This window comes from Enterococcus sp. AAFC-DPL-6103 (assembly GCF_058216595.1).
This window is the reverse complement of record NZ_CM177102.1, coordinates 2,496,156-2,522,373: the sequence shown is the minus strand read 5'-3', so window position 1 is coordinate 2,522,373 and position 26,218 is coordinate 2,496,156. Positions and strand designations below refer to the sequence as shown.

At 37.3% G+C, this 26,218-nt stretch carries 25 protein-coding genes; 23 read left to right on the top strand and 2 right to left on the bottom strand.

Going from position 1 to position 26,218, the window contains the following annotated elements; genetic code table 11:
• The first annotated feature begins 112 nt into the window (after positions 1-112).
• The 3 genes from purR (at position 113) to AC4BC3_RS12125 (ending at position 3,526) form a co-directional block, all read left to right on the top strand.
• Positions 113-934 carry a pur operon repressor gene (gene purR / locus AC4BC3_RS12135; protein WP_206899014.1) on the top strand — a complete coding sequence of 274 codons (822 nt, stop codon included), beginning with the start codon at positions 113-115 and terminating at the stop codon, positions 932-934.
• Between the two features lie 157 nt (positions 935-1,091).
• Positions 1,092-2,465 (top strand): bifunctional UDP-N-acetylglucosamine diphosphorylase/glucosamine-1-phosphate N-acetyltransferase GlmU, encoded by a 1,374-nt coding sequence (gene glmU, locus AC4BC3_RS12130; protein WP_490466624.1) that lies wholly within the window; start codon positions 1,092-1,094, stop codon positions 2,463-2,465.
• A 92-nt stretch (positions 2,466-2,557) separates the two neighbouring features.
• A complete protein-coding gene (locus AC4BC3_RS12125) occupies positions 2,558-3,526 on the top strand; it encodes a ribose-phosphate diphosphokinase (protein WP_067484661.1) in 969 nt (322 codons plus the stop codon).
• A gap of 172 nt (positions 3,527-3,698) precedes the next feature.
• Here the strand turns inward: AC4BC3_RS12125 and AC4BC3_RS12120 are convergent, their stop codons facing one another.
• Positions 3,699-4,475: a hypothetical protein gene (locus AC4BC3_RS12120; protein WP_206910798.1), complete on the bottom strand. Its 777-nt coding sequence runs from the start codon at positions 4,473-4,475 to the stop codon at positions 3,699-3,701.
• Positions 4,476-4,739: 264 nt separating this feature from the next.
• Between AC4BC3_RS12120 and AC4BC3_RS12115 the strand changes: the two genes are divergently transcribed.
• From AC4BC3_RS12115 to AC4BC3_RS12030, 18 genes are all read left to right on the top strand, one after another.
• Positions 4,740-6,452, top strand: a complete 1,713-nt coding sequence (locus AC4BC3_RS12115; RefSeq protein WP_490466623.1) for a patatin-like phospholipase family protein — start codon at positions 4,740-4,742, stop codon at positions 6,450-6,452.
• Positions 6,422-6,640, top strand: a complete 219-nt coding sequence (locus AC4BC3_RS12110; RefSeq protein ID WP_067484668.1) for a YdbC family protein — start codon at positions 6,422-6,424, stop codon at positions 6,638-6,640. The genes AC4BC3_RS12115 and AC4BC3_RS12110 overlap by 31 nt, the downstream gene beginning before the upstream one ends.
• A gap of 16 nt (positions 6,641-6,656) precedes the next feature.
• Positions 6,657-7,547 (top strand): YicC/YloC family endoribonuclease, encoded by an 891-nt coding sequence (locus tag AC4BC3_RS12105; RefSeq protein WP_206910801.1) that lies wholly within the window; start codon positions 6,657-6,659, stop codon positions 7,545-7,547.
• A 32-nt stretch (positions 7,548-7,579) separates the two neighbouring features.
• Positions 7,580-7,864 carry a hypothetical protein gene (locus tag AC4BC3_RS12100; RefSeq protein WP_206910804.1) on the top strand — a complete coding sequence of 95 codons (285 nt, stop codon included), beginning with the start codon at positions 7,580-7,582 and terminating at the stop codon, positions 7,862-7,864.
• A 231-nt stretch (positions 7,865-8,095) separates the two neighbouring features.
• Entirely contained in the window at positions 8,096-8,710 is a 615-nt protein-coding gene (gene gmk, locus AC4BC3_RS12095; protein ID WP_206899008.1) for a guanylate kinase, read from the top strand.
• A 4-nt stretch (positions 8,711-8,714) separates the two neighbouring features.
• Positions 8,715-9,020 (top strand): DNA-directed RNA polymerase subunit omega, encoded by a 306-nt coding sequence (gene rpoZ, locus AC4BC3_RS12090; RefSeq protein WP_490466622.1) that lies wholly within the window; start codon positions 8,715-8,717, stop codon positions 9,018-9,020.
• Between the two features lie 181 nt (positions 9,021-9,201).
• The gene (priA, locus tag AC4BC3_RS12085; protein WP_490466621.1) at positions 9,202-11,610 is read left to right on the top strand and encodes a primosomal protein N'; all 2,409 of its coding nucleotides are present in this window, start codon (positions 9,202-9,204) and stop codon (positions 11,608-11,610) included.
• A gap of 13 nt (positions 11,611-11,623) precedes the next feature.
• The gene (gene def, locus AC4BC3_RS12080) at positions 11,624-12,115 is read left to right on the top strand and encodes a peptide deformylase (protein WP_206910808.1); all 492 of its coding nucleotides are present in this window, start codon (positions 11,624-11,626) and stop codon (positions 12,113-12,115) included.
• Positions 12,108-13,049, top strand: coding sequence for a methionyl-tRNA formyltransferase (fmt, locus tag AC4BC3_RS12075; RefSeq protein ID WP_206910810.1), 942 nt, complete (start codon positions 12,108-12,110; stop codon positions 13,047-13,049). The genes def and fmt overlap by 8 nt, the downstream gene beginning before the upstream one ends.
• Positions 13,049-14,407, top strand: coding sequence for a 16S rRNA (cytosine(967)-C(5))-methyltransferase RsmB (rsmB, locus tag AC4BC3_RS12070; RefSeq protein WP_490466620.1), 1,359 nt, complete (start codon positions 13,049-13,051; stop codon positions 14,405-14,407). Before fmt ends, rsmB begins: the two co-directional genes overlap by 1 nt.
• Positions 14,408-14,419: 12 nt before the next feature.
• Complete coding sequence (locus tag AC4BC3_RS12065; RefSeq protein ID WP_490466619.1) at positions 14,420-15,160, top strand: Stp1/IreP family PP2C-type Ser/Thr phosphatase; 741 nt, start codon at positions 14,420-14,422, stop codon at positions 15,158-15,160.
• The gene (gene pknB, locus AC4BC3_RS12060; protein WP_490466618.1) at positions 15,157-17,205 is read left to right on the top strand and encodes a Stk1 family PASTA domain-containing Ser/Thr kinase; all 2,049 of its coding nucleotides are present in this window, start codon (positions 15,157-15,159) and stop codon (positions 17,203-17,205) included. The genes AC4BC3_RS12065 and pknB overlap by 4 nt, the downstream gene beginning before the upstream one ends.
• Positions 17,206-17,388: 183 nt before the next feature.
• Complete coding sequence (gene rsgA, locus AC4BC3_RS12055) at positions 17,389-18,285, top strand: ribosome small subunit-dependent GTPase A (protein ID WP_490466617.1); 897 nt, start codon at positions 17,389-17,391, stop codon at positions 18,283-18,285.
• Between the two features lie 11 nt (positions 18,286-18,296).
• Positions 18,297-18,947: a ribulose-phosphate 3-epimerase gene (gene rpe, locus AC4BC3_RS12050; RefSeq protein ID WP_206910818.1), complete on the top strand. Its 651-nt coding sequence runs from the start codon at positions 18,297-18,299 to the stop codon at positions 18,945-18,947.
• A gap of 1 nt (position 18,948) precedes the next feature.
• On the top strand, positions 18,949-19,587 hold the full coding sequence (locus AC4BC3_RS12045; RefSeq protein WP_206910820.1) for a thiamine diphosphokinase: 639 nt from the start codon (positions 18,949-18,951) through the stop codon (positions 19,585-19,587).
• Between the two features lie 167 nt (positions 19,588-19,754).
• Positions 19,755-20,612: a rod shape-determining protein MreC gene (gene mreC / locus AC4BC3_RS12040; RefSeq protein ID WP_206910822.1), complete on the top strand. Its 858-nt coding sequence runs from the start codon at positions 19,755-19,757 to the stop codon at positions 20,610-20,612.
• Positions 20,613-20,615: 3 nt separating this feature from the next.
• Entirely contained in the window at positions 20,616-21,125 is a 510-nt protein-coding gene (gene mreD, locus AC4BC3_RS12035; RefSeq protein WP_206910823.1) for a rod shape-determining protein MreD, read from the top strand.
• Between the two features lie 173 nt (positions 21,126-21,298).
• Positions 21,299-22,858, top strand: a complete 1,560-nt coding sequence (locus AC4BC3_RS12030; RefSeq protein ID WP_490466616.1) for a C40 family peptidase — start codon at positions 21,299-21,301, stop codon at positions 22,856-22,858.
• 122 nt (positions 22,859-22,980) lie between these two features.
• Here AC4BC3_RS12030 and AC4BC3_RS12025 read toward each other — a convergent pair whose 3' ends face one another.
• Positions 22,981-24,780 carry a M3 family oligoendopeptidase gene (locus AC4BC3_RS12025; RefSeq protein ID WP_490466615.1) on the bottom strand — a complete coding sequence of 600 codons (1,800 nt, stop codon included), beginning with the start codon at positions 24,778-24,780 and terminating at the stop codon, positions 22,981-22,983.
• Positions 24,781-24,899: 119 nt separating this feature from the next.
• Between AC4BC3_RS12025 and AC4BC3_RS12020 the strand changes: the two genes are divergently transcribed.
• On the top strand, positions 24,900-25,406 hold the full coding sequence (locus AC4BC3_RS12020) for a VanZ family protein (protein ID WP_490466614.1): 507 nt from the start codon (positions 24,900-24,902) through the stop codon (positions 25,404-25,406).
• A 68-nt stretch (positions 25,407-25,474) separates the two neighbouring features.
• Positions 25,475-26,200 (top strand): YebC/PmpR family DNA-binding transcriptional regulator, encoded by a 726-nt coding sequence (locus AC4BC3_RS12015; RefSeq protein ID WP_206910828.1) that lies wholly within the window; start codon positions 25,475-25,477, stop codon positions 26,198-26,200.
• Positions 26,201-26,218: the final 18 nt, after the last annotated feature.

Genomic DNA, 26,218 nt, shown 5'->3' with positions numbered 1-26,218 from the left:
TATAAATCAGAAATACCGAACTATTTTCTTCTTTTTTTATAAAATGCTCGAATTTTTGAAAAAAAACTTATATAATGAAAAACGACAATTTTAAAAAAGGGAGCTGGAATATGTGAAAGTACGTCGCAGTGAGCGTCTTGTTGATATGACTCAATATTTATTAGATCATCCACATGAATTGATTTCGTTAACAAGTTTTGCCGAACGTTATGAATCTGCTAAATCTTCCATCAGTGAGGACTTAGGGATTATCAAGAAAACATTTAAAGAAAGAGGTTACGGCACACTAGAGACAATTCCTGGTGCGGCGGGTGGTGTCTTGTTTATTCCTGAGATTCCTTATGAAGAAGCAAAAAAATATATTGAATCTTTAGCCGAACGCCTATCAGAGCAAGACCGTTTGTTGCCAGGTGGCTATGTTTACCTATCGGATTTATTAGGGGAACCTGAGTTATTAAGACAAGTTGGAAAAATCATTGCATCAAAATATTTAGGTGAAAAAATTGATGCGGTGATGACAGTTGCGACAAAAGGCGTACCAATTGCCCAAGCTGTTTCTTATTATTTAAATGCGCCATTTGTCATTGTTCGACGTGATTCAAAAATCACGGAAGGATCAACTGTAAGCGTAAATTACGTTTCAGGTTCATCAGAACGAATTGAAAAAATGGAGCTTTCTAAAAGAAGTTTAAAACGTGGTTCAAGAGTTCTTGTCGTCGATGACTTTATGAAAGGTGGCGGAACAGTGAACGGGATGAAGAGTTTGATTGAAGAATTCGAGTCTGAATTAGTTGGTATCACTGTTTTTGCCGAATCAAAATTCCACGGACATCGTGCAATCGATGATTATACTTCTCTACTTTATGTGAAAGATGTGGATACAAAAACGAAAAATATTACTGTTGTTCCTGGAAATTATTTTTCAGAAGAATAAATTTTTAGCGAAATGAACTAAGTGTAGAAGAGGTTGGGACAAAAATTTGTCCCAACCTTTTTGTTTTTAATTGAATTTTTTAAAATAATCGTTAGTTGAAAAAAAGCGAGCACTGGGCTAAACTTAACACAGGAAATGATAACTAGGAGTGAAGTAAGTGGAAGCACGTTATGCAATTATTTTGGCAGCGGGGAAAGGAACCCGCATGAAGTCAAAACTCTATAAAGTATTACATCCAGTTTCTGGAAAACCAATGGTCGAACACATCATCAATCGAGTAAGCGAAACAAACCCTGACGAAATCATCACAATCGTAGGTCATGGTGCTGAGCAAGTGAAAGCACAACTGGGTGAACGTAGTGAATATGCTTTACAAGCAGAACAATTAGGAACTGGACACGCAGTTTTACAAGCAGCTTCTTTCCTAGAAGGCAAAAAAGGAACGACTTTAGTCATCAGTGGGGACACACCTTTACTAACGACGGAAACACTAAATAATTTATTTGAATACCATCAAGGGAAAAATGCTAGTGCAACGATTTTAACAGCACATGCACAAAATCCTACCGGTTACGGGCGAATTATTCGTGATCATGTTGGGATTGTAGAAAAAATTGTTGAACAAAAAGATGCTTCACCAGAAGAAGCTCGTGTACAAGAAATCAATACCGGTACTTACTGTTTTGATAATGAAGCTTTATTTACTGCATTGAATAAAGTTGGGACGAATAACGCTCAAGGTGAATATTATTTAACCGATATTATTGAAATCTTAAAAGAAGATGGAAATACAGTTGCTGCTTATCAAACGGAAGATTTTGAAGAGTCTATGGGTGTGAACGATCGTATCGCATTGGCAAAAGCAAATGAAATTATGCGTAACCGAATTAATGAAGCACACATGACTAATGGTGTTAGTTTTGTTGATCCAGCGTCAACTTATATTGATGCTGGTGTCGTGATTGGTTCAGACACAGTGATTGAAGCAGGCGTACAATTGCAAGGCGAAACGGTCATTGGAATGGATTGCATGATTGGCGCACATTCACGAATCGTAGATAGTGTAATTGAAGATAACGTTGTAATTACCAATTCTGTGGTTGAAAGTAGCCATGTCAAAAAATCAGCAGATATCGGTCCATTTGCTCATTTGCGCCCAAATGCTGAAATTGGCGAAGGCGCACATATTGGGAACTTTGTTGAAGTCAAAAATGCTGAAATTGGTAATCATACAAAAGTTGGTCATTTGACTTACGTTGGGGATGCAACGCTAGGTGAAGACATCAATGTTGGCTGTGGCGTTGTTTTCGTTAACTACGATGGCAAACAAAAACACCATACAAAAGTCGGTGCACATAGTTTTATCGGCTCAAATTCAAACATTGTTGCACCTGTGACGATTGAAGAGAACAGTTCGATTGCAGCTGGTTCAACAATTACAAATGACGTTCCTGAATATGCACTTGCAATCGCACGTGCGCGACAAGTAAATAAAGAAGGATATGCGAAAAAACTCCCTTATCTCAATTAGTTTTTTTTAAAATAACTTGATTTATTTAAAAAATATGTCTACTATTTACTAGGAAGAATTTCAGAGTTGTGAAAAAGAAAGTGGAGGTCCCCATGTCAAATCATTATTTTGATCCAAGATTAAAGATTTTTGCGTTAAACTCAAATCGCCCGTTAGCTGAGAAAATCGCAGCAGCTGTTGGTGTGGAATTAGGAAAGTCATCTGTTACTCAATTCAGTGATGGTGAGATTCAAGTAAACATTGAAGAAAGTATCCGTGGTTCACATGTGTATGTTATCCAATCAACAAGTAGCCCAGTAAATGACAATTTAATGGAATTGTTGATTATGATCGATGCTTTGAAACGCGCTAGCGCAAAAACAATTAATGTAGTTATGCCGTATTATGGTTATGCACGTCAAGACCGTAAAGCGCGTGCTCGGGAACCAATTACCGCTAAATTAGTTGCAAACATGATTCAAAAAGCAGGAGCAACAAGAATGTTGACCCTAGACCTTCACGCTGTTCAAATTCAAGGTTTCTTTGATATTCCTGTTGACCATTTAATGGGTGCACCATTAATTGCTAATTATTTCTTAGAAAAAGGAATCAAAGGGGACGATGTTGTTGTTGTTTCACCTGACCATGGTGGCGTAACTCGTGCACGTAAATTGGCTGAGTTCCTAAAAGCACCAATTGCAATCATCGACAAACGACGTCCTAAAGCAAATGTTGCTGAAGTAATGAATATCATCGGTAAAGTTGAAGGAAAAACTTGTGTCTTGATCGATGACATGATTGATACGGCAGGTACTATCACATTAGCAGCTAATGCGTTGAAAGAAGCAGGAGCAACAAGTGTTTATGCTTCTTGTACACATCCAGTTTTATCTGGTCCAGCTTTGCAAAGAATTGAAGATTCAGCAATCGAACGCTTAGTTGTAACGGATTCAATTTATCTACCAGAAGATCGTAAAATTGATAAAATCGACGAAGTTAGCGTAGGTGGTTTGATGGGTGATGCAATTAAACGCATTCACGAAAACAAACCAGTTAGCCCACTTTTTGAAACAAAAAAATAAGAACTTAAAATGAGGCTGTGGTACAAAATACTCAGCTACGACAAGTTGTTCTGAGAACAGTGTTCATTCGAAAGAAATAGGTATGACAAAATTTTTGTCATACCTATTTCTTTTTTGCAAAAAAAGAACGTAACATCTAGATGCTACGTTCTTTCACACAGATAAAACTTTTTTAACTTAATGTGCTGTAAGCAAGGTCATCAACTTCACTGATTAAACGCCAACGTCGGTCAAGTGTATTGTAAACCAGTGTTCCAATTACAGGTTCTTCACGATAGCGAGTCCCTTTTAGTTTCCAAATGTAGTCTTCAATCACATAGATAGGGATTCGATACTCATCATTGATCAAACCAGCTTGTTCAAATGAAAAAATGATTCCTTCTTGCATCAATGGACGCATTTCTTTTAGTAAATCCCCATTGATTTTTTCAACAGTGATGCCACGACGAAAGAATGATTTCTTTTCGTTAATTTTATCCGCAAGAATTTGGCTCATTTTGTCTGCAAAAATTCGATAAAATTCGTCTAAATAGCGATAATAAATACGGTTCAACTGATCGCTTAAATCAAAATAGACAAAATTATTTTGTAATTTATAGAAAAATGGTGAGTGCAGATGGGTTTTCATATGCCCAAAATACAATAATTCTGAAATCTCTAATGGGGATAATTCTTTTAACATTGTTAAATCTGTAAAGTCTATCCACTTTAAATCGTCTGTGTTGTGGCGATTACGAAGTGAGGAAAAGAAATGTTGTATGTTTTCTGTCCCACGAATAATTTTTAAGCCAGTGTGAGGCTCATATTCTCCTGCTGAAGCAGCAGGATCTAACAGTAGCAAGTTTTGAGGATAATGCACGATGCTGTTTGAAAAATCATTCGCAGTTAATCCTTTGGTCAAAACAGCGTTACTCGTTGTATCGATATGTACATAAACTGAATCAGTCATCATGCCCCTCCTCACTTGATTTCTCAACTATTTTATTTTACAACAATTGTAAGAAAAAAGCTTGTTTCTTTTATTTTAAAATTCCATTACAAAGTCACGCTTTCATTGAAAATAACCGTAGCTTTCAAATCGCTGGAAATTTGGTGTCAGTTATTTTTCAGAAAAGAATAATGAATTATTTTGTCTTCATACATTTTAGATGTATTTGTTCAGACAAGAATTTTTTTTAAGAGACTGCTATACTTGAAGAAAAAGGAGAGAGCAATGGATATTCAACCGATTTATTGGTCAGAAAGGCAACGACTACACAGCGAAAGTCAAAAAATGACGCAACCATTTCCATTTTTCAGTGAACAACAAAAAAGTCGCGACTCTTTTTGGCAAACGACCAAAAAGAAAAATGCATGGCGAGTCAAAGTCGGTAAGCTAGTCCTCTATTTTGAAAAGAAAATGGGAGAAGCAAGTGAGTCAGATCATTTAGTTATAACGAATGTATTGGTCAATGAAGCTTTTCAACAATGGCGCCAACTATTTACGTTGCTAGAAAGCTGCACGCGTTACTTTTTGAAGTCTACTTGTCAATTTTCTTTTTCGCAATCAGTTTCTTCACAAATGACTGAACTATTTATCCAGTTTGGGTATCAGAAAGTTGATACTACGGCAACTCGATGGGTGAAAAATATTTCTGGACATCTTGCTGTGGTTTTTGGTGGGGGTGGGGCACACGGCGCGTATCAAATTGGTGTATGGAAAGCCTTGCAAGAAGCTGGATTTTCAGTTGAGATCATTACGGGTACGTCAGTCGGTGCAATCAATGGTATTTTGATGTTGCAAGGTGATTTGAATCAAGCCGAATTTTTATGGACGAATTTATCGACCAATCAGATTTTAGCTGTGCCAGAAAACTTACCTTTAACTGATTTGCGCCAACAATTGTTGAATGATATTCGTCAAATGACTAAGACGGCTTTTTTGACTCGCGGTATTTCTTCAATGCCGTTAGAAGAATTGCTGAGAAAATCATTGGATTTGAAATATCTCGTTCAAAAAACGAAACCACAACTATTTACAGTTACGACTAAAATCCCTGAAATGATTGAGAAAGTGGTGCCTATTCAAAAGATGCCACCAGAACAAATTCCTAATTGGATCGTTGCTTCTGCTTCTTTTTATCCAGCGATGACCTATAAAAAAATTGACAAAGATCGGTATATTGATGGCGGGTATAAAAATAATCTGCCAGTAGATGTTGCGATTGAACAAGGAGCAACTGAAGCTTTTGTGGTAGATGTTCAGGGCCCTGGGATTACGAAAAAAGTCAAAAAACCATTAGGATTTGTTGAATGGCATTGTCGCTCACTTTGGACACTGGGGACATTTTTGATTTTTGATGGACAGCGTAATTCATTGAATTTACAATTAGGTTATTTGGAAACAAAGAAGCAGCTACACCAATATGAAGGACATTGGTATACCTTTGATTCGACTGTTTTGGCTGAAAAAGTTTGGAAAAAATTCTTACGTATATTAGCCAAGGAAAAAAAATTAGATCTTTCTTTTTTCTATGACGTAAAATTTTGGGAGGATTTGCGTAATGTATATAAAGACAGGGTCGTCATTGAAACATGCGGATTAGCGATGCTAGAACTTTTGGCAAAACAAATGTATCTACTACCTAATAAAGTTTATCGAGTACCAGAAATGCTTGCGTTGATTCGTGAGAAAGAGCAACGCCCTTTTACAGAAATTGTTAAGAAAGAAATCGGGTTGCTGAGTCTGGAAGAGTGGTGGTCTTCTTCGAGAGAACAACGTTTAGAACAAAAATTGACGATACTAGCAAAAAAGCTTTATGCTAGTACACAAGAAAAGGTTCAAGTGTTACTTAACGAACAACCAGTGGACACATTATTTGTTTTATATGCACATTATCTTAAGGAGGAACAAGAATGGCACAAGAATTTTCCTATGAAATCATAGAAGAGATTGCAATTTTATCTGAGAACGCAAAAGGTTGGCGTAAAGAATTAAATTTGGTTAGTTGGAATGGTCGTCCGCCAAAATTTGACTTGCGTGACTGGTCACCAGAACATGAAAAGATGGGTAAAGGATTGACATTGACTAATGAAGAATTTGAAGCACTGCAAAAAGCAATAGAAAACATGTAAGAAAGGACCCTGTCGAATGAAAAGTATGACCGGTTTTGGCAAAGCAATCCGCGAAACAAAAGAGTATCAATTAGATATCGAGATTAAAAGTGTCAACCAACGTTTTTTAGATATTCAATTACGCAGTCCGAAACTTCTAAATTTTCTCGAAGGTGACATGCGACAGTTGATTAAACAACAGCTTACTCGTGGACGTGTTGAAGTTTTTGTAAATATAACGCACATTGGAGAGAATGCGAAACAAGTTGAAATCGACTGGTCATTGATTGATTCATTAGTGACGCAACTTTCTCAAGGGGTACATGATCGTTTCGGTGGAGAAGTTCAACTTTCGGTAGCATCCTTGATTGAGCGTCTAGCATTACAAGAAAAATTTGTCTCGGTCAGTGAACCAGAAAAAGCAGATGAAGAAGAACTAAGGCTACTAGTTCAAGAAACATTGTCTGAAGCATTAGGTGGAATTGAACGTAGTCGTGAAGCAGAAGGTCAGGCGTTAGCTGCTGTATTATTGCAGAATCAAGCCGAATTTTCGCAAGTGCTAGACAATCTATCAGCCTTTGTTGAAACATATGAACAAGAATTCCAAATACGTTACCAAAAAAAATTGGAAGAATTTTTAGGTGATAAAGTTGATGAGCAACGATTGTTGACGGAGTTGGCCATTTTATTAGAGCGTGGGGATATTCATGAAGAACTAGATCGTTTGTTTATCCATCTCGGAAAATTAAATGACTTAATTTTGATGCCTACACCAGTTGGTCGAGAGCTTGATTTTCTAATCCAAGAAATGAATCGAGAAGTGAACACGATTGGATCAAAATCAAGTGCAATTGAAATCAAAAACCAAGTAGTCCAATTAAAAACGATTTTAGAAAAAATTCGTGAGCAAGTCCAAAATATTGAATAATTGCACGAAACAAAAAAAGGAGGAAGTTTATAATGAACTATTATGATATTACTTTTCATGAATTAAGTGGCAAAAGTGTGGTTAAAAGAAATGTCCCATCAGATAAAGAAGGATTCGATGTTTGGAAAGACGCATGCGTAAAAATTTCAGACCAAGAACTAAATATTTTAATCAATGACGGGACATATGTAACGCTTAACCGAAAATTTATTGTACGCATAGATACACAAGAAGTTAGTGATCCAACAGAAAAAGTACTCAGCCGCAAGGACGAAATCATTGGCGTCGTGAATACTTTGTCCAATATGGGCTTTTAATTTTTTAATTAAAATCAATTGTGTTGGCTTATCAATGATATCAAAAGTTGCACCAGAAGCTTGGTTGCAGCTTTTTTGTTTTGTGAAAGAAACAAGCTTTTCTTCTCTAGTTTCAAGCAAAGGTGGCTTTTTTAGGAAAATCTGTCTATAATAAAGAGAACCTTGAAAGTTGCAGAAAAAAAGTGCAAAATAAACGATAAGCAAGAAAAGACTAGTTGAAAGGACGTCGTCATGTCAGAGCGTGGATTATTAATCGTATTGTCAGGTCCATCCGGTGTAGGAAAAGGAACCGTACGTAAAGCAATTTTTGAGAGTGAGGATAATGATTTTCAATATTCAATCTCAATGACTACTCGTAAAATGCGAGAAGGAGAAGTCGAAGGAGTGGACTATTTCTTTCGAAGCAAAGAAGAATTTGAAGCGATGATTGAAGCTGGTGAAATGCTTGAATACGCAGAGTATGTTGGAAATTATTATGGCACACCATTATCATATGTGAATCAAACCTTGGACGAAGGAAAAGATGTATTTTTAGAAATCGAGGTTCAGGGAGCACAGCAAGTGAAAGATAAAGTGCCAGATGGTGTATTTATCTTTTTGACACCGCCCGATCTAGTAGAATTAAAATCACGAATTGTCGGTCGTGGAACGGATGCAGAAGAAGTAATTGAAGAACGTATGAGAGTTGCTAAAGAAGAAATCGAAATGATGGCCCTTTATGATTATGCCGTTGTAAATGATGAAGTTCCGTTAGCTGTTAATCGGATTAAAGAAATCATTGCTAGCGAACACTTTCGAGTAGATCGGGTAATCGGAAAATATATTAAAATGTTAAAGGAGATGTAGTCTTATGATGTTGAAGCCTTCAATTGACTCATTGTTAGACCGAGTAAATTCAAAATACTCATTAGTAATTTTATCAAGTAAACGTGCCCATGAATTAGATGCTGGAGCACAGCCAACATTAGATTCATTTGAATCTGTAAAAAGTGTTGGACAAGCACTTGAAGAAATCGATGCAGGAAATGTGATCAACGATCCACATCCCGAATTGAAACGTGAACGTCTACGTATGGAAAATGAAGAACGCCAAGCAAAAAAAGAACGTGAGCAACAAGAATTAGAATCACGTATTCTCGAAGAACAAAAACTATAATTTCAAGGGCTGTGACTAGAGTCACGGCTCTCTTTTTAATTTTTTAAATAAAAGAAGAAGTGAGTTAGCTAGTTTATTTTTTTGTTACGAAATAGTAGAAATTAGGACAAAACAAGGGTTTTCTAGTAAAATAAGCTCGGATCTTTTTCACTAAAAATGGGTATCAAAGGAGGGGAAAGTTGTGGGAGTAATTGCAGAAGTGATTGTAGACGTACCGACGATGCAAACGGATCAACCTTTCACGTATCTCGTTCCCTTCGTGTTAGAAGCGGAGTTACAAGTGGGAATGCGTGTGGAGGTTCCTTTCGGAAAAGGAGATCGTCATGTTCAAGGATTTGTTATTGGTTTGAATAATGAAGTTGCTCAGACTGATGTTCAATTGAAATCAATTATTCGCGTGCTGGATTTAGCACCCGTTGTTAATCAAGAACTATTAGCATTAGCCGACTACATGAAAACAATTACCTACGCATTCAAAATCACTTGTCTTCAAACGATGCTACCAAGTGTAATGAAGGCAGAGTATGATAAAATCATTTATCCTTTGAAACCATCAGTTGAAACACAAGAATTTTTTCGAGAACGAGAAGTGATTTCTTGGAAAGAAGCAGAGTCGTTAGGTGTTGTTTCGCAGTTGATGCATTGGCGAAAAAAGAAATTAGTTGATATCCGTTATGAAGTTCATACTAAAAATAAAGTGAAGACAATTCGAATGGTTCACTCACTTTTACAAGAAGAGCAGATCGAAGAAGAGTGGGGAAAACTACGTCAAAATGCTAAAAAGCAAAAAGAATTATTACTTTGCTTGTCTGAAGTAGTTAAGGATGAACCACTTGCGTACTTTAAAGATAAAGGAATCAGTAGCGCTGTATTGAATCAAGGAAAAGAGAAGGGCTGGCTTCGTTTTGAAGAAGTGGAGCATTATCGTGATCCATATCAACATCGTTCATTTGAACAAACTAGTGCGTTAGAATTGAACCAAGAACAACAATTCGCAGTCGATCAAATCACTGATGCGTGTCAAACACAAAAAGAAACAATTTTTTTATTAGAAGGTATTACCGGAAGTGGAAAAACAGAAGTCTATCTGCAAAGTATTGCCGAAGTTTTAGATGCAAAAAAGACAGCTATCATGTTAGTACCTGAAATCGCATTGACCCCACAAATGGTTGAGCGATTCAAAGGACGTTTTGGAGAAGCCGTTGCGGTGTTACATAGTGGACTATCGCAAGGAGAAAAATATGACGAGTGGCGTAAGATCGAACGAAATGAGGCACAAGTAGTCGTTGGTGCCCGCTCAGCGATTTTTGCACCGTTAGAAAATATTGGTCTGATTATTATCGATGAAGAACATGAGTCGAGTTATAAACAAGACGAAACCCCACGCTATCATGCAAGGGACTTAGCTATTTGGCGGGGGAAATACCACCATTGTCCAGTATTATTAGGAAGTGCGACACCTTCTCTTGAATCACGTGCAAGAGCACAAAAGGGTGTATATCAACTTCTGACTTTGAATAAACGAGCAAAAAGTAGTGCGCAATTACCTGTAATTGACATTGTGGATATGCGAGAAGAATTTCAAAAACATAAAGCCGCAACTTTTTCTAGCCAGCTACAAGATAAAATTCAAGATCGTTTAGAGAAGAAGGAGCAGATGGTTCTATTATTAAATCGTCGCGGTTATTCTTCATTTGTTATGTGTCGCGACTGTGGTTTTGTTTTACCTTGCCCAAACTGTGATATCTCTTTAACATTGCACATGGACAGTAAGTCAATGCGTTGCCATTACTGTGGACACGAAGAAGCAATTCCTCATCGTTGTCCAAATTGTGGTGGGAATAAAATTCGCTATTATGGCACAGGTACACAGAAAGTGGAAGAAGAATTACAAACTTTGTATCCTGAAGCTCGTATTTTACGAATGGATGTTGATACTACTCGGAAAAAAGGAGCACATGAACGGATTTTGCAAAAATTTGGTGCGAAAGAAGCAGATATTCTTCTAGGAACACAGATGATTGCCAAAGGACTAGATTTTCCAGATGTAACTTTGGTAGGCGTTTTAAATGCGGATACGTCACTAAACTTGCCTGACTTTCGATCAAGTGAGCATACTTTTCAACTGTTAACACAAGTTTCAGGACGAGCTGGACGAGCTGAAAAAGCTGGTGAGGTAGTTATCCAAACCTTTAATCCAGAACATTACGCGATCGAGTTAGTAAAAGAGCAGAATTACGAACGTTTTTATCAAAAGGAAATGCAAGTTCGTCATCGTGGGGGCTATCCACCGTATTACTTTACAGTGAAAATTACTACGAGCCATCCAGAAGAACAAGTAGCTGCAAAAAAAATCTTCCAGATTGCGCAATTGCTCAAACAGACGTTAAGTAACCAGAGTTTGATTTTAGGTCCAACACCAAGTATGATTTTGCGTGTGAAGAATCGTTATTATTATCAATTGATTATTAAATACAAGCACGAACCTCAGCTAACAAATGTGTTGGATGATATTTTAGATAAAAGCCAAAAAGAACAACGCCAAGGATTATTTGTGGCGATCGATAATGAACCATTACATTTTATTTGAGAAAGGACACTATATGCGCTACCCAATCTTGATTCACCCAAATGATAAGTTAAAACGAACAGCTCAACCCATCGATGTCATCACCGATGAAACAGTTGCACTACTAGACGACCTGTATGAAACAATGGTTGCAATGGACGGTATTGGTATTGCAGCACCACAAGTAGGAAAAAATCTTCGTTTAGCAATCGTTGAAGTTGACGAAGGGGACAAATTTGAATTGATCAATCCTGAAATTATCGAAGCAAAAGGAGAAAGTTTAGATGTGGAAGGCTGCCTGAGTATTCCGCATGTTTATGGAACTGTGAAACGTGCAGATGAAGTAACCGTGCGTTATTTTGATCGTGAAGGTCAAGAAATGGAAGTAACAGCATTCGACTACTTAGCACGAGCATTTCAGCATGAAATCGATCATTTAGATGGTGTTTTGTTTGTTGAAAAAATGATTGAACAAATTCCTGAGGAAGAACTTGAAAAATATATGGAGGAGCACCTAAATGACTAATATTGTATTTATGGGAACACCAGCTTTTTCTGTCCCAATACTAGAAGGATTATTGGAAGCTGGCTATACAGTTCAAGCTGTAGTGACACAGCCTGACCGACCAGTCGGTAGAAAAAAAGTGATCACGCCAACACCAGTCAAAGAAGCGGCATTAAAGCATGGGTTACTGGTACTACAACCAGAAAAAATCTCCGGCTCAGAAGAAATGAAAAAAATCATCGAATTACAACCAGACATTTTGATTACGGCTGCGTTCGGTCAATTTTTGCCAGAAAAACTACTTCAAGTTCCTAAACACGGAGCAATCAATGTCCATGCCTCTTTATTACCTAAATATCGTGGAGGAGCACCTGTGCACTATTCGATTATCAATGGTGAAAAAGAAACTGGTGTAACCATTATGGAAATGATAAAAAAAATGGATGCAGGTGGTATTTTTGCGCAAGAAAGTTTGCCGATTACCAAACAAGATGATGTTGGGACAATGTTTGATAAATTAAGTTTATTGGGAAAAGAACTCTTATTAAAAACATTACCAAGTATTTTAGATGGTAGTTTAGCACCAACTCCTCAAGATGAAGAAAAAGTGACCTTTTCTCCTAATATTACAAGAGAGCAAGAAGCAATCGACTGGAATAAAACAGCCGAAGAAGTTGATAATCAAGTACGCGGAATGCGACCTTGGCCAATTGCTTTTACAACGTATGAAGATGTTCGTTGGAAATTACTAGTGGTGGAACCACTTCAAGAGAAAACAACCGAAGTTCCCGGTACGATTATTCGCAAAGACAAGAAGAATCTTTGGATCGCGTGTGGTAATCAAACAGTATTAGCAATCAAAGAATTACAACCTGCAGGTAAAGGGAAGCAGACCATTCAAGCGTTTCTAAATGGCAGCGGACAACATGTAACGGTTGGACAGCAGGTGAAATAATGGCAAAAATCCCAAATAGTATGAAGAAATCTGTACGCTATATGGCTTTAATGACTTTAGAAAGAGTTTCTAAAGGTGGGGCGTACTCCAATCTTTTATTAAATGAAATGATTAACAAAGGAAAGCTTAATCCAAAAGACATTGGCTTATTTACAGAACTTGTTTATGGAACGATTAGTCACCAATTATTACTTGAATTTTATATCACGCCTTTTATTGCTAAAGCAAAAAAAGTAGATGAATGGGTCAAAACATTGCTACTCTTGTCTGTTTACCAGTTGGAATTTTTAGACAAGGTTCCAGACCATGCGATTTTGAATGAAGCAGTAGAAATTGCAAAAGTAAAAGGAAACCCTGGAACAGGAAAATTCGTGAATGGCGTATTGAGAAGCTACCAACGTCAAGGAAAACCTGATGTAGAAGCAATCAAGGATCCCATAGAACGATTGGCAGTGAAAATCAGTTTACCTGTTTGGTTGACGCAACGTTTTATCGATCAAATTGGGTTTGATGAAACAGAAAAACTGGGTCATTCACTTTATGTGCCGAGTCATGCAAGCGGACGCGTTGATGTTCGTCGTCTTTCACGTGAACAAGCAATTGCTGTTTTAAATGAAGAAGAGATTTCTGTGAAAGAAAGCCAAGTTAGCCCTTATGGTGTTGTTGCCGAAAAAGGTCACCTAGCTTCTAGTTCATTATTTCATGACGGTTTGCTAACAGTTCAAGATGAGAGCTCAATGCTAGTTGCACCAGCAATGCAAATTGAACCAGAACATCACGTACTGGATGCGTGTGCTGCGCCTGGTGGCAAGACGACGCATATTGCGACATTTTTAGATTCAACATGTGGCGGCGAAGTGATTGCTCTCGATGTCCATGATCATAAAGTAAAACTCATTGAAGAAAATGCAGCTCGTTTAAATGTCTCTTCAGCAGTTTTTGCACAAAAAATGGATGCGCGAGAAGTACAACAAACTTTTGAACCAGAACAATTCGATCGTATTTTAGTCGATGCGCCATGTTCAGGTTTAGGCTTGTTACGTCGAAAACCAGACATCCGCTATAAAAAAAATCCACAAGATTTAGAAAATTTACCTAAAATTCAATTAGCAATTTTGGAAAGCTGTGCTCCTACATTAAAATCGTCAGGAATCTTGACTTATAGCACATGCACCATTCTAGCTGATGAAAATCAAGGGGTCATTGCGGCTTTCTTGAAACGCCACCCTGAATTTGAAAGGATTGATGTTTTAGTGAGTCCTGTGCTAAAATCATCAATCGAAGATAAAATGTTAACTTTGTATCCACATCAATTTAATACAGATGGCTTTTTTATCTGTTGTTTGCGTAAAAAGTAATGAGGTGAAGAAATGCAAATTGAATTTCAATCAGATGTAGGAAGACGCCGTAATACAAACCAAGACTATGCGAATGTATTTACTAATCAAGAAGGAATTAAGCTGGCAGTTTTAGCTGATGGAATGGGGGGGCATCGTGCAGGTGACATTGCCAGTCAAATGGCTGTGACCAATTTAGGTGCTGACTGGGAAGAACAAACACTAAAAGATAGTGAGAAAATTGCCCAGTGGTTTATTCAAACAATCCAAAATGAAAATGTTAAAATTTATCAGCGAGGACAGGAAAAGTCAGAATACAATGGGATGGGCACAACAATTGTTGCTGTTGCTTTATCAGATACAAGATTTACGATTGCAAATGTTGGAGATAGTCGTGCCTATTTAGTGCGCGAAGATCAACTAAAACAGTTAACAGAGGATCATTCATTAGTAAATGAACTAGTTAAGTCTGGTGAAATCAGTCAAGAAATGGCGGTGAACCATCCAAGAAAAAATATTTTGACACGATCGGTAGGAATGCCGGGAACGGTTGAAGTAGATGTCGCAACTTATTCTTGGCAACTTGGGGATCGATTATTACTTTGCTCAGATGGGCTTACTAATATGTTGTCGGAAGAAATGATTGGATCAATTATTGATGGTACAGGTTTGCTTACGGACAAAGTAAAAGAATTGATTGATCGTGCAAATGAGGCAGGTGGTGCTGATAACATTACTGCACTCCTTATCGAGTATAAGGAGGACTGTGCATGATCGAGTTAGGCAAGAAACTAAATGGACGTTATCAAATTACTGGCAATATTGGCAGTGGCGGAATGGCAAATGTCTTCTTAGCCCATGATTTAATCTTAGATCGTGATGTCGCTGTCAAGGTTTTGCGATTTGACTTTCAAAACGACAAAACTGCTATCCGTAGATTTCAAAGAGAAGCGTTAGCAGCAACTGAATTGGTCCATCCCAACATCGTGAGTGTATACGATGTTGGGGAAGAAGCGGATATGCAGTATTTAGTAATGGAATATGTGAAAGGGATGGATCTCAAACGATACATCCAAACCCATTATCCAATTCCTTATCAAACAGCTGTTGATATTATGCAACAAATTTTATCAGCGATTTCGTTGGCACATAATCACCAAATCATTCATCGCGATCTAAAACCTCAAAATATTTTGATTGACCACGAAGGTGTCGTGAAGATTACTGATTTTGGTATTGCGATTGCATTATCTGAAACATCAATTACCCAAACAAATACAATGCTAGGATCCGTACATTACTTGTCACCTGAACAAGCAAGAGGAAGTATGGCTACTAAGCAATCTGATATTTATGCGCTTGGAATTATTCTTTATGAAATGTTGACAGGAAGCGTGCCGTTTGATGGTGAATCAGCAGTAACGATTGCCTTGAAACATTTTCAAGATGAATTACCTTCGATTAAAGCAATTGACCCTGGAGCGCCACAAGCATTGGAAAACGTTGTATTGAAAGCAACTGCTAAAGAACCAACTGATCGTTATTTGACAGCTGATGAAATGAATGAAGATTTAGCAACCGTTCTTTCGCCTGCGCGTGCGAATGAGCCGAAATGGGAACCACAAGCTATGTTGAACGAGACAAAAGTGCTGACGCCAATTGATGCAGATTCGCCAATGCCAGATTCATTTAAATCGATGCGTTTACCAGATGAACATGACGTTTGGGAACAACCGAATCAACCGCCAGAAGAAGAGGAAGAAAAACCAAAGAAAAAACGAAAAAAATGGTGGATTTTACTCCTTCTTGTTTTACTCGGATTAGGTATCGGTGCTGGTGTGTTTTTTGCTTCTGGCGGCCGAGGTGAAGTGGAAGTGCCAGATGTTTCAGATTTAACAGAAGCAGCAGCTCGAACAGTTTTGGAAAATGCGAATCTAAAAGTAGCAAGTAAAACAGAAGAAATTGCTGATGATAAAATTGAAGAAGGAAATGTGGTTAAAACAGATCCTGCAGCAGAAACAACTGTGAAAAAGAATCGCGAAATAAAATTATATTTAAGTAGTGGCTCTAAAAAAATCAAATTAAAAGATTACACAGGCGTAAGTTATGATGAGGCGAAAGCCAACTTAATTGACTTAGGATTTTCAGAGGAACAAATTAAGTCGGAAGAAGAGTATAGTTCTGAAGTTGAGAAGGACATGATTATTTCTCAGACACCTATAGACGGAGAAGTTGATCCAGATTCTGATACGATTACTTTCAAAGTGAGCAAGGGAGTCAAACCTGTCTTTTTATATAATCATACGGGTGAAAACTATGATGAAGTTTATAGTACACTCCTAGCTGCAGGATTTTTAGCATCAAATATTAGTGTGAGTTATGACTATAGTAATACAATAGCTGCGGGAAATATTATTAGCCAAACTCCTAGCTCAGGAGAATTTACAGCGGCTGAAACAGCTGTTAGTTTTGTAGTCAGCCAAGGCGCCGAAGAAAAACCAAGTCGTCTAAATGATATCTCAGGTTATTCGAAGAGCGAAGCACAAAATTATTTATCTGGAATTGGTGCTGAATATATTGGACACGAAACTTCTGAATACTCGGATACTGTCGACAAGGATAAAGTTATTCGAACTAATCCAGGAGTCGGTGCAAGTATTAATAAAGGTGACATCGTAAGCGTTGTTTATTCTAAGGGACCAGATCCAACGAAAGTTTCTTCAAAAGATTCTTCGGAAAAAAATTCCTCAAGTAGTTCAACAAAAGAAACAACAGATGGGTCAGAAAAATCAACTGAAGAAAATAAATCACAAGAGTAAATGCAGATGTCTTGAAACAGTAACTGAATTAAGTACAAAAGAATTATGTTGTTAGTGAAAATCTAATGACATAATTCTTTTTTTTGTGCACAAAGGAAAAAAGAAATTTTTTAGAGCGTAATAAGTTTGCTTGTTAAGGCATAAGAATTCTTTTTCCTGTGTTAAAATAAATAAAAAACGGAGGTGGCACAAATCAGAGGACAAATTAGAAAAGCAATCAGTGGTTTTTATTATGTTTATGCAGATGGGGAAACCTACCAAACACGAGGAAGAGGGAATTTCCGTAATCGAAATATCAGTCCATTAGTTGGTGACCAAGTCATTTTTGAAAGTGAAAATAAAACAGATGGCTATTTACTAGAAGTTTTGCCACGAAAAAATCAATTAGTAAGACCGCCTGTGACGAATGTTGATTTAGGTGTGATCGTCACAAGTTTAGTTGAACCGAATTTTTCAGCGAATTTATTGGATCGTTTTTTAGTGATGCTCGAATATGAAATGATCCGACCAATTATTTTTCTAACAAAAACGGACTTAGCACCGAACGATCCAAAAATTGAAGAGATCAAAAAAGTCTATGAAAAAATTGGTTATCCAGTCATAGTACCGAAACAACCAGGAGATACAGACGAATTAATTCGTTATTTTCCAGACCAGTTAACTGTTTTTATGGGGCAGTCAGGGGCAGGTAAATCAACTTTACTTAATCAAATTTCGCCAGAATTACAGTTAGCAACAGCAGAAATCTCAGATTCTCTTGGCCGAGGAAAGCATACAACGCGTCATGTTGAATTAATTCCGTTGTACGATGGATTAGTCGCTGATACACCAGGTTTTAGTTCGATTGACTTTCTGACGATTGAAGCAACGGAATTACCAAAGCAATTTCCAGAATTTGTTGAAGCGTCTACACACTGTCGTTTCCGTGAATGCATGCACGCGAAAGAACCTGGGTGTGAGGTCAAGCATCGAGTGGAAAATGGAGAAATCGCACAAACACGCTATGATAACTATTTGCAATTTTTACAAGAGGTTGAAAAACGAAGACCCATTTACAAAAAAGAGAGTAAAAGAAAATAGGGGGAAATCAAATGAAATTAGCACCATCAATTTTAAGCGCAGACTTTGCCAACTTACAACGTGATATTGAATTGGTAGAAAAAGGTGGAGCAGATTATATCCATGTCGATGTTATGGATGGCCAATTTGTACCAAACATTACATTAGGACCCAATGTTGTCCAAGCAATCCGTCCAGTGACCAAATTACCTTTGGATGTCCATTTAATGATCGTAAATCCAGAAAATTATATTACGGATTTCGCGAAAGCCGGTTCTGACATTATTACTGTCCATGCTGAATCAACACCACATATTCATCGAGCTGTTCAAATGATCAATGATCTAGGAGTAAAATCGGGTGTGGTAATCAATCCTGGTACACCGGTTTCTGCAATTCAACATGTATTGTCTATTGTGGATCAAGTCTTGGTTATGACGGTAAATCCTGGTTTTGGAGGTCAAAGTTTTATTGAAGAAACAGTTGTTAAAATCGTTGAATTAGATTTGCTTCGTCAAGAAAACGGATATCATTACGCAATCGAAGTTGACGGTGGAATTGTTCCAGAAACAGCGAAAATTTGTAAAGAGGCAGGAGCGGATGTTTTTGTAGCAGGTTCCTACATCTATGCCTCAGAAGATCCAATCCATCAAATCAATCAATTAAAAGAGGCATTGAGCTAAAATGAAAATTTTGTTAGCAGCAGGAGGGTCACCTCGAAAATGGCCAGAGATAACAAGCTCTGAGTATGACTATCATGTTGGTATTGACCGTGGAGCGTTATATTTGTTGCAACAAGGGTTATCTGTGGAAATCGCTGTAGGTGATTTTGATTCGTTGAACGAGGAAGAACGTACTTATGTTTTTTCGCAAGCAGAGTTGATCATCCAATCACCAGCAGAAAAAGACGACACGGACACTCAATTAGCATTGGCTTCCACATTCGAACGCTACCCTGAGGCAGAATACACTTTAGTGGGAGCTACTGGTGGTCGCTTAGATCATTTGCTATCTAACTTGTGGTTGGGACTGGAACCACGATTTCAGCCATATATCCAGCGATTGACTTTGGCAGATCGTCAAAACAATTTGAGTTATTATTTGCCAGGCAGTTATTCGATTAAAAAAATACCAGAAATGAAATACTTGGCTTACTGTTGTTTGACGCCTGTCAGTCATCTGAATATCAAAGAAAGTAAATACGAATTGGAAGATACCACTGTTGCTCAGCCAACTTCATATGCAAGTAATGAATTTGTTTCTGATACAGCTAAATTTTCATTTGAAACGGGTGTAGTAGCTGTAATTCAAAGCAAAGATTAAGGCACTTCCTTGGCTAGAATTTCACAAATGTGGACACTTGAACAACTAAAGTAAGTAGAGTGAAAAAGATTTGCTAAAAAAAGATTAAGAGAAGCAACTTGCCTTTTGTTTCAAGGTGTTTAGTGCTAAAATTAAATGTAAGAGTCTAATTAATTCGAGGTGTCTTTGTGAAGAAGTTCAATCCCAATAAAAATATTATTATTACGTTGATTATTGTCATTATTGTGGTGACAATTTTAAGTGTAACAGCTGCTCAACGAGCAAATGAAGGAAAAACCAATTTATTTCAATCTGTTGTCAATGACAGTGTTGCAATTATTGACAAAGCCGTTTTTGCACCAGCAAGATGGGTCGGAAACGGTGTGAATTCTGTACACAATTTATTTTCTACTTATTCTGAAAATGAGCGACTAAAAGAGCGCTTAGACAGTTATGATGAAGTGGCGCAGCAAAATAAAAATTATCAAAAAGAAATTGAATCATTGAAGAAAGAGCTTGATTTGAATCAAACCTTGACTAGTTATGAGAAAGTCACGGCTAACGTGATTACCCGTTCACCTGATAGTTGGCAAGATATGCTGACTGTTGATAAGGGTTCGAAAGATGGTGTCAAAACAAATATGGCTGTTATGTCACAAAAAGGTTTAGTTGGACGAGTAGTTGAGGTAAATGTAGCTTCTTCCAAAGTTGAATTACTAACTTCAGCTAATGAAAGCTCAGATCATTTTCCAGTAAAAGTGAACTCTGCAAATGGGGATGCTTTTGGTTTGCTTAAGGGATACGATGAAACTGGACAAGCATTGGTTGCAACACAACTGACTGGTGATACAGACATCAAAGAAGGCGATGTTGTACAGACATCTGGTTTAGGTGGTAATTCACCTGCTAACTTGCCAATCGGAACAGTTACAAAAGTCAAACCTGACAGTAATGGCTTAGATCGAGAAGTTTATATCAAACCTTATGCACAGATGTATGACTTATCCGTTGTAACGATCATCCAACGTTTAGTGGAGGATGAATAGTTTATGCTGAAAAAAGAAACGATGAAGTATTACTTGCCTGTTGTCTTATTCTTTCTTATGCTTTTAGATGGACAGGTAACTAGAGTTTTAGGTGAGTGGACCAAGGGTGTCTACATGGCAAATGCACATTTTTTGATTCTGGCGTTACTATTTTGCAGCCTGAGTTTTTCAAAAAGATACCTGTTGATTACGACAATTATTTTAGGCGCTGTTTTTGATATGTATTATATTGGCGTCATTGGCATCTACGCTGTAGCACTTCCACTAATTATTTTTATTATGTACTCAATGAGTCAAACTATTCATACAAACATATTTACTGAATTTTTTAGTATGATTATTTTTGTGACTGGGTATGAACTATTCACGTTAATCATCCAGTTGATTTTCAAACTTGCAATAGTTAATACGAATTACTTTATTACCCAGTTTTTAGGACCAACATTGCTATTAAATATGATTATTTTTGCTATATTTGTATTCCCATTTAAGAAATTATTCAGCGATGAATAATTTCTTTTTTTTATTCCTAACAGTTTTGTCATTTTATAATTGTATTTTGAAATATTTTTGTAACATAACTATTATATCGTTGACATACAGCTATGGTACAATTTTCATATCGTTAAGAAAGACTTAAATATTTTTAGATATTTATTAAATTAAGCCAGTCGGAGGAATGAAGAGTGAAAAAGAGTTTATTATCAGCAGTAATGGTTTGTTCAATGACTTTAACTGCCGTAGCATCACCGATCGCTGCCGCGGCAGATGATTTCGATTCACAGATCCAACAACAAGATAAGAAAATTGCGGACCTACAAAACCAACAATTAGATGCACAATCACAAATTGATGCTTTGGAAAGTCAAGTTACTGATATTAACACACAAGCTCAAGATTTATTATCAAAACAAGAAACTTTGCGTAATGAATCTGCACAATTAGAAAAAGAAATTGCAGATTTACAAGAACGTATTGAAAAACGCCAAGATACAATTCAAAACCAGGCGCGTGAAGCACAAGTAAAAAATACAAGTTCAAATTACATTGATGCTGTAATGGATGCAGATTCATTGGCAGATGCTGTTGGTCGTATCCATGCGATGACAACAATCGTTAAAGCAAACAATGAACTAATTGAACAACAAAAAGAAGACAAAAAAGCTGTTGAAGACAAACAAGCTGAAAACAAACAAAAACAACAAGAACTTGCTGAAAATCAAGCAACTTTAGAAGCTCAAAAAGGTGATCTTCTATCTGCGCAAGCTGACTTAAACGTAATGAAAACTTCATTAGCTGCTGAACAAGCAACTGCTGAAGATAAGAAAGCTGAATTAAACCGTCAAAAAGCAGAAGCTGAAGCGGAACAAGCTCGTATTCGCGAACAAGAACGTTTAGCAGAACAAGCACGTCAACAAGCTGCTCAAGAAAAAGCTGAAAAAGAAGCACGTGAACAAGCAGAAGCTCAAGCTGCTGCTCAAACAGCAGTTTCTGAATCTACAGCTACTGAATCAACTGTAGTATCTGAATCTTCAGAAGCAGTAACATCTGAGTCTTCAGTAGTAGAAGAATCAACAACACCAGAATCTTCAGTAACAGAAGAATCAACAGTACCTGAAACTTCAACACCTGAAGAATCAACAGTACCTGAAACTTCAGTACCTGAAGAGTCAACTACACCTGAAACTTCAGCACCTGAAGAATCAACAACACCGGAAGCTCCTGTAACAGAAGATTCATCTTCAGAAGCTCCTGTAGTTCAAGAACCAACAACACCAAGTACTGGCGATAACAGTTCAAATACTGGTAACAACAGTTCAAATACTGGAAACAGTGGTTCAACTACACCATCTACACCTGTTACACCTCCATCAACTGGTGGTTCATCATCTGTTAATGGTTCAGCTATCGTAGCAGAAGCTTATAAATATATTGGTACACCGTATGTTTGGGGTGGAAAAACTCCAGCAGGATTTGACTGCTCAGGATTCACACGCTATGTATACTTACAAGTAACTGGTCGTGATATCGGCGGCTATACTGTTCCTCAAGAACAAGCTGGAACAAAAATTTCAGTTTCTCAAGCTAAAGCAGGAGACTTATTATTCTGGGGTTCAGCTGGTGGAACTTACCACGTAGCAATTGCTTTAGGTGGCGGACAATATATCCACGCACCTCAACCAGGTGAAAGTGTAAAAGTTGGCTCAGTTCAATGGTTTGCACCTGACTTTGCAGTTAGCATGTAATTTTAATTGAAAAAGTAAAAGCGTTAGGCAAAGGCCTAACGCTTTTTTGTTTTTGCTTAACGGAAAAGCATGGATGACTCTTTGATTGAAAGTCGCCCATGCTTTTTATGATAGAAAAATGATTATACAAATTCTTCTGTTAATTCCATAAATTGCTGAATATCATCTAAAACCATGTCAATTCCAGCTTGCCAGAAATCTGGTTTTGTTAAATCAACACCAAGGTGTTTTTCAGCTAATTCTTCAGTCGTCATGGATGCTGTATCTCTTAGCAAATCAATATATTCTTGTTCAAAGTTTGTGCTTTTTTGATTAGCATAAGCATAAATTCCCATACTGAATAGATAACCAAATGTGTACGGAAAGTTATAAAATGGTACATCATCAATAAAGAAATGTAGTTTTGCTGCCCAGAAATATGGATGATAACTAGCTAATGAATTTTGATAGCCTTCTTTTTGTGCATCAACCATCATTGATGTTATCTCTTCTGCGGCAACTAATCCTTTTTGACGTGCTGCATAAAAATTATTTTCAAAAATAAAACGTGAATGAATGTTCATGAACATTGCTAAAGCATTTTGCAACTTAGTATCTAGTAAGTTGATTTGTTCTTCTTTGGATTTTGCAGCTTTTAAAGTGGCATCAGCTACTATCAATTCTGCAAAAGTGCTCGCAGTTTCTGCGACATTCATTGCATATTCGCGGTTCAACGAAGGAAGATCCCACATCGTACTACTGTGGAAGGCATGACCAAGTTCATGTGCTAAGGTAGCAACCTCGTTTACGGAGTTACTATAGGTCATGAAGATTCTTGATTCTTTTGTTTCAGGCAATTCGGTACAGTAACCACCTGGGCGTTTTCCAGGACGATCTTCCGCTTCAATCCAACTTTTTTCAAATGCTGCTTGAGCAAAGTTAGCCATTTTAGGACTGAATTTTTTGAAGTTTTCGATGATAAATGCTGCAGCTTCATCAAAGGTAAAAGTTTTTTCTTCCAGATCACCTAAAATAATTGGCGCATCTTGGTCTTGCCATTCCATTTTTTCTTTACCGAAAAGATTTGCTTTTCTTGTCAAATAGTCTACTAAAGGTTGTTTGTTTTTCTCAATTGTTGACCACATAACATCAAGAGTTTCTTTTTTCAAACGATTGTACTCTAGCGGCTTTTGCAGATAATCAGTAATACCGTGAAGTTTGTAAGTAGATAGGCGGAAACCATCTAAATGATTTAGCGTATCGGCAAATAGTGGTGCTTTTTCTTTCCATGCTGCTTCCCAAGCAACGAATAAAGTTTTTCTAATTTCGGAATCAGGATCGCTCATCATTTTATTGAATGCTTGTCCAGCAGAAAGCTCGATTGTTTCGCCATTTTGAGTGAAAGGAATTGTGATACTGGCAACGATGGTATCGTAATGGCTACTCCAAGCATTTAGTCCATCAAGTGATAGAGTATTGATAATATTTTCTTCAGATTCTGATAATAATTGTGTGCCATCACGACGAATTTCATCTAAACGAAATGCAAGTGGTTGAAAATCTGAATTTGCGAGTAAGGTTTGCCAATGTTCTTCATTTATTTTTGCAAATTTTGTCGAAAGAACTGTTTCTGCTGATTGTAGTTGAGGAAGAAGTGCATAAAGTTTTCCAGATAAAATTTTTGCTTGTGAATCGTTTACATTTGCAGATAACAAGGCTGTGATGTAACTATCACATTGAGTAAATCCATCAGAAATTTTTGCTTGTAGTTGTAAAATAGTTTGTAGTTGCTCAAAATTCTCTGATGAAAATTCCCAATCGCCGACTAATTCATAGTAGTCATTCATTTGTGATTCAAGCTCAGTCAGGCGTTCGTTTAATGCTAAAGAATTACTTCCTCCAGAAAAAATAGAGTCAAGATCCCAGTTTAATGAATAGTTCATAAAAAATCTCCCTTCAATTTTTTGTTCAACGTTTAGTATAGCATTATCTAGTAAAAGAAGTCTTTTTTTAGATTGTTGTTTCCGTAAAAAAAAGCTAAGATAGGTTAAAGAGGTGACTTATGAATTCAATTCAAAAACAAATGAAAAGTGGAAACTTTTACTTGGTCGTTGCTTTGCTGATTGCAGCTATATTGTTTTATAGTTCGTCGCAAACGTATGTAGAGCAGTCACAAGTTTCCCGTTTAGAGAGCTGGTTATCTTCGCAGCCGTTTAAAGATGCATTGACAACGATTCGCTTTGATTATGGTGGAAGTGAAGTAAGTATCGAGCATTTAGGTTATTTCAAATTTGTAGAGTTCTTTATGCGAAAAGCTGCTCATTTTGGCACGTATTTTATTTTAGGCGGTAGCTTGTTCTTGGGTGTATTTCCTAAACTAAAGATTTGGTGGTTGACTGGGATTTTAGCTTGGTTATCAGCTACAGGATACGCAGGGTTAGATGAGTTTCATCAAATGGTGACTGGTGGAAGGTCACCGATGTTTCAAGATGTGATGCTTGATTCAATGGGCGCATTGACGGCTGTCTTTTTATGTATCTTGATGAAAGCTTGGAAAAAGAAATTGTAGATTTGTGTGATTGCATTTTCTACCAGAGGGTCTAAAATGAGTAGTGTGAACACAAAGGAGGAATAGGAATGTCAGGACACAGCAAATGGCACAATATTCAAGGAAGAAAAAATGCCCAAGATGCAAAACGGGGTAAAATTTTTCAAAAGCTTTCACGAGAAATCTATATGGCAGCAAAATCAGGTGGACCTGATCCTGCGATGAATCCTGCACTACGTTTAGTGGTAGATAAAGCAAAGGCTGCTAATATGCCAAATGACAATGTGGAACGTGCCATCAAAAAAGCAACAACTGCGGCGGATGAAGCAAACTATGATGAAATTACTTATGAAGGATATGGTCCAGGTGGTGTGGCTATCTTGGTACATGCGTTGACAGATAATCGAAATCGGACAGCAACCAACGTGCGTGTAGCTTTTACACGTAATGGAGGATCATTGGGAGAAACTGGGTCTGTTAATTATTTATTTGATCGAAAGGGTTACCTAGTGATTCAACGTGAAGGTCTAGCAGTAGATGAGGAGACAATGTTTGAAGATGTCTTGGAGGCTGGAGCAGAAGATTTGCAGACTTCAGCTGAAGTTTTTGAGATTTATACAGCGCCAGAAGATTTTGTAGCTGTTCGTGATCAATTAGAAAAAGATGGCTTTCATTTTGTACAGGCTGAGTTGACAATGATTCCACAAACGATGATTGCACTAACAGAGGAGCAGCGCGAACAACTAGATAAACTAGTCGACAAATTGGAAGATGATGATGACGTTTCAGAAGTCTTTACTTCTGCTGAGATGTAAAAAAAGGAGTCAAACGAA

Bases quoted from the DNA above. Each gene is read 5' to 3' on its own strand.
- AC4BC3_RS12125 (WP_067484661.1), top strand. From the start codon at position 2,558: ATGTCAAATCATTATTTTGATCCAAGATTAAAGATTTTTGCGTTAAAC.
- AC4BC3_RS12120 (WP_206910798.1), bottom strand. From the start codon at position 4,475: ATGACTGATTCAGTTTATGTACATATCGATACAACGAGTAACGCTGTT.
- AC4BC3_RS12115 (WP_490466623.1), top strand. From the start codon at position 4,740: ATGGATATTCAACCGATTTATTGGTCAGAAAGGCAACGACTACACAGC.
- AC4BC3_RS12110 (WP_067484668.1), top strand. From the start codon at position 6,422: ATGGCACAAGAATTTTCCTATGAAATCATAGAAGAGATTGCAATTTTA.
- AC4BC3_RS12105 (WP_206910801.1), top strand. From the start codon at position 6,657: ATGAAAAGTATGACCGGTTTTGGCAAAGCAATCCGCGAAACAAAAGAG.
- AC4BC3_RS12100 (WP_206910804.1), top strand. From the start codon at position 7,580: ATGAACTATTATGATATTACTTTTCATGAATTAAGTGGCAAAAGTGTG.
- gmk (WP_206899008.1), top strand. From the start codon at position 8,096: ATGTCAGAGCGTGGATTATTAATCGTATTGTCAGGTCCATCCGGTGTA.
- rpoZ (WP_490466622.1), top strand. From the start codon at position 8,715: ATGATGTTGAAGCCTTCAATTGACTCATTGTTAGACCGAGTAAATTCA.
- def (WP_206910808.1), top strand. From the start codon at position 11,624: ATGCGCTACCCAATCTTGATTCACCCAAATGATAAGTTAAAACGAACA.
- fmt (WP_206910810.1), top strand. From the start codon at position 12,108: ATGACTAATATTGTATTTATGGGAACACCAGCTTTTTCTGTCCCAATA.
- rsmB (WP_490466620.1), top strand. From the start codon at position 13,049: ATGGCAAAAATCCCAAATAGTATGAAGAAATCTGTACGCTATATGGCT.
- AC4BC3_RS12065 (WP_490466619.1), top strand. From the start codon at position 14,420: ATGCAAATTGAATTTCAATCAGATGTAGGAAGACGCCGTAATACAAAC.
- pknB (WP_490466618.1), top strand. From the start codon at position 15,157: ATGATCGAGTTAGGCAAGAAACTAAATGGACGTTATCAAATTACTGGC.
- rpe (WP_206910818.1), top strand. From the start codon at position 18,297: ATGAAATTAGCACCATCAATTTTAAGCGCAGACTTTGCCAACTTACAA.
- AC4BC3_RS12045 (WP_206910820.1), top strand. From the start codon at position 18,949: ATGAAAATTTTGTTAGCAGCAGGAGGGTCACCTCGAAAATGGCCAGAG.
- mreD (WP_206910823.1), top strand. From the start codon at position 20,616: ATGCTGAAAAAAGAAACGATGAAGTATTACTTGCCTGTTGTCTTATTC.
- AC4BC3_RS12025 (WP_490466615.1), bottom strand. From the start codon at position 24,780: ATGAACTATTCATTAAACTGGGATCTTGACTCTATTTTTTCTGGAGGA.
- AC4BC3_RS12020 (WP_490466614.1), top strand. From the start codon at position 24,900: ATGAATTCAATTCAAAAACAAATGAAAAGTGGAAACTTTTACTTGGTC.
- AC4BC3_RS12015 (WP_206910828.1), top strand. From the start codon at position 25,475: ATGTCAGGACACAGCAAATGGCACAATATTCAAGGAAGAAAAAATGCC.